5 protein-coding genes are annotated in these 3,083 nt (G+C 61.2%); 3 read left to right on the forward strand and 2 right to left on the reverse strand.

Features of this window, described 5'->3' with window-relative positions; genetic code table 11:
- A partial coding sequence (locus MBENS4_RS23560; protein ID WP_039396807.1) for a hypothetical protein occupies window positions 1–206 on the reverse strand: 206 nt, incomplete at its 3' end.
- A gap of 621 nt (window positions 207–827) precedes the next feature.
- Here MBENS4_RS23560 and MBENS4_RS23565 point away from each other — a divergent pair.
- Both MBENS4_RS23565 and MBENS4_RS23570 read left to right on the forward strand, forming a co-directional pair.
- Window positions 828–1,370, forward strand: a complete 543-nt coding sequence (locus MBENS4_RS23565; RefSeq protein ID WP_242405113.1) for a recombinase family protein — start codon at window positions 828–830, stop codon at window positions 1,368–1,370.
- Between the two features lie 32 nt (window positions 1,371–1,402).
- Window positions 1,403–1,672, forward strand: a complete 270-nt coding sequence (locus MBENS4_RS23570; protein WP_039396813.1) for a hypothetical protein — start codon at window positions 1,403–1,405, stop codon at window positions 1,670–1,672.
- Between the two features lie 375 nt (window positions 1,673–2,047).
- On the opposite strand, the gene MBENS4_RS23575 is transcribed toward MBENS4_RS23570, so the two are convergent.
- Window positions 2,048–2,332: a hypothetical protein gene (locus MBENS4_RS23575; protein WP_039396817.1), complete on the reverse strand. Its 285-nt coding sequence runs from the start codon at window positions 2,330–2,332 to the stop codon at window positions 2,048–2,050.
- 535 nt (window positions 2,333–2,867) lie between these two features.
- On the opposite strand from MBENS4_RS23575, the gene MBENS4_RS25640 reads away from it, so the two are divergent.
- Window positions 2,868–3,083 (forward strand): hypothetical protein (locus MBENS4_RS25640; protein ID WP_144401091.1); only part of this gene is annotated, 216 nt, incomplete at its 3' end.

The raw sequence follows: 3,083 nt of genomic DNA on the forward strand, positions 1-3,083 counted from the left end.
CGGACGTACTTGTCCCGCGCCATGCAGTGGTAGGTCGACTGGGCGTCGATTTCTCTCTCGGGACCATGCGCGAAGGCATTCTGGGCGAGCAGGGCTTCGAGATACGATGTCGGTGCCTTGATGGCGCGACGGAACAAGGGAACGAACTCGGGAAGGTATTTCGTGACGGCGGCCATCAGGTCGTCGTCGTAGTCTTGGGTATTCATGTCAGTCCTCTATGGCCGGGTATTGGCCGTACGAGCGCATGGTACCGAACCCGGCAGACCGAAGTCATTATTCTCGTGCATGTCGTGATGTCCGCCTGCCTCGACGGCACGCGTCCAAGATGTCTTCCGCCCTCCACGCTGGCCGCGTGAAGGGAACGTCGCCATCTCCTTCCTCCATCGATTCCATCGAGAAGCCCCAAGGGGGCGCTAACGTGTCCACGTTCCTTATTAAGAGGAATATACGCTAAGCACCCCCACCCATCCGCCGTCCGTGTTCGCCTCGGCCCAGAAGCACGAAGTGGATGAAGGAACGTCGGTGTCGACCGCAGCGCGTCCGCGCGGAGAGAGAACCGGCGAGCCTTCCGAGCGCCCCGTCGTGACGGGGCCTCGCCATGGTCATGCAGGTACACCGCTTCGGCACGTCTTCTCCGCACGATATCATCGACTTGCCCTGATGGCCGGTTCGTGAGAATCTCGCGCCTCATTGGGTAACCTCAGGCGGTACACGCCCCGAGACACCCATGACGTACCACATGGGCCCGGTGACCACTTCCGAGACGATCTCGGACCATGGTCTAGACCCTCACGAGACATTTGTAGGAGAAGCGGTTGGGGAAGGTCTTGGGATACGCTCGCATCTCGACTGACGTCGGGCAGGATATCACGTCGCAGAAGGCCATGCTGGAGAAGCTCGGGGCCATCGTCGTGTTCACCGACGTCGGCAACGGTTCGAAGCTCACCGGTCGGGATCAACTCGATGCAGCGATCCGCCTCCTCGAACCCGGTGACGAACTCCTCGCCCTCCATCCGGATCGCCTCGCGCGTGATACCGGCGACCTGCTCACCATCGGCAAGCGCGTGATCGAACGTGGAGCCGTTCTTCGCATCCATGACCCTGCCATCCGGTTCGATGGAACCGACATGATGTCCGAGATCATGCTCACGCTGTTCGGAATGGTGGGTTCCATCGAGAAGCACTTCATCCGAGCGCGTCAACAGCGCGGTATCGAGGCGGCCAAGGCCCGTGGCGTCTACCAAGGACGTCCGGCAACCATCGACCCGGCACGCGTTCGTGAACTTCACGCGCAAGGTCTCGGCCCCACGGCCATCGCCAAGACCATGGGGATCGGTCGAGCCTCGGTCTATCGAGCGCTCGCGGCCTGACGTATAACGCTCAGGTCACCTCGGAGACCATCATGGCAGACGACGAACCCAACCTCATCGACTCCCCGCTCTCCCGAACCTTCACCTGCGATGGGATCACCGTCGAGGTCTGCATCTACAGCCTCGATACCGACCCGCGCTGGGTGCTGGAGGTTGTCAACGAGAACCGGACGTCGACGGTGTGGGAAGACTACTTCGAGACCGACGAACAGGCCTACGCTGCATTCCTTGAGGCCGTCGAGGAAGACGGCATGCTCACCTTCCTCGACGATCAAGGCACAGAGAGCGAGACCGGGCACTGAGAGAGCGTGCATGCTGGACGATATGCTCGCGCCACGGTTCTCTGACGACAGGGTCCTGATCACCACCGACAACAACGACCGGGTTCGTAGAGCACACCCTGAAGACCAGCGCGCATCGTCATCGTCGACTGCACGATGTGGTAAGTCCGTAATCTCGGACGCCGCCCCATGGCCATGACGATCTGGCCGGACGAGCGCGGTGTTTTCTATGACGACGGTGCCCCGAAGGCTCCATCTGGGGGGAGCATGGCGAGGCTACGAACTATGGCTGAAGGACGGTCGGGGCGTCGACGCTCTAGCTCGGACCAGACACATCGCCGTGCCCTTCACCTCGATCTCGGCATGAGCGTGGATATCACCTCATGAGGTGATCGATCAGGGCCAAAGGGTATCCCGGAGGCGCTGAGCATCCTCAGTGTGTTCGAAGCCGAACTTCACGATGCCGAGTTCATGCCGGTCGAGCCGCTTCGCGCGAATACCCCGTCGGCATCGCCACAAGACGATGTCATCACCCAGTTCATCGGCAAGATGGGCGGGTTCATTGCGCAGGTCGATGATCACGGTATCCGCGATCTCGAAACGGGTAGCAAAGGACGCGAACGTGTCGCGCAGAAGTTCGGCGTAGCGCAGGGCGGCGTGGGATCGTGTGGTTGTGGTCATGACCTTCTATTTATCCCGACCATCGCAGCCCGCCCCGCATGCGAAAAACCCCTCCAAGTACGTTACCCGCCCGGAAGAGATTGCAACCACGATAGGAACTCCTCCCGGTTCATTGGAGGCCCCTGCGTGGCCGCTGACAGCATCAGCCGATCCATGGTCTCCTCGGGCAGGTCTTCGGCACACAAGGGGCAGGCGCAAGGCTCTTCGCCCTGACCCATGCGCATCAATGCAGGCTCCGGCTGACGACGTCCACGTCGCCATCAAGGCATCCCCGACACAGAACCGCGATGACGTCATCACCTCGTATCGTGAGGCGGCCTCCCTCGTAGAAATCACCTTCGCACAGATCGCAGCCTCGTTCCGCTGCTGCCTCGACCAGAGACATATCCACGCCGTCCTGCATCCTCGCTCCTCGGATCACGGGCGATCATGGTACCATGTCTCTTCGGCTGCGACGATCCCGGAGGACATTTGCAAAACCTCCTGCGACCAGCGTACCCGCTCATCGTCCCTCAGATCATACAGGCCCGGCATCATGACCTCACGCTCGACCAAGACCACGCTAGCGTCAGAACCCCATGCTGCCCGCGATGATGGCCGCGACGACGTATCCGACATCGACGACCTCATCGTTCGCATCCGAGAAGCCTACGATGCAGGAGCCACGATCTCCGATCTGCACGCAGGCCTCGCCGACATCATCGACGCCTCCATGATCGGACAGGACGATGCGCGGGTGCGATTCCCTTCA

This window comes from Novosphingobium sp. MBES04, from assembly GCF_000813185.1.
Taxonomy (GTDB): domain Bacteria; phylum Pseudomonadota; class Alphaproteobacteria; order Sphingomonadales; family Sphingomonadaceae; genus Novosphingobium; species Novosphingobium decolorationis.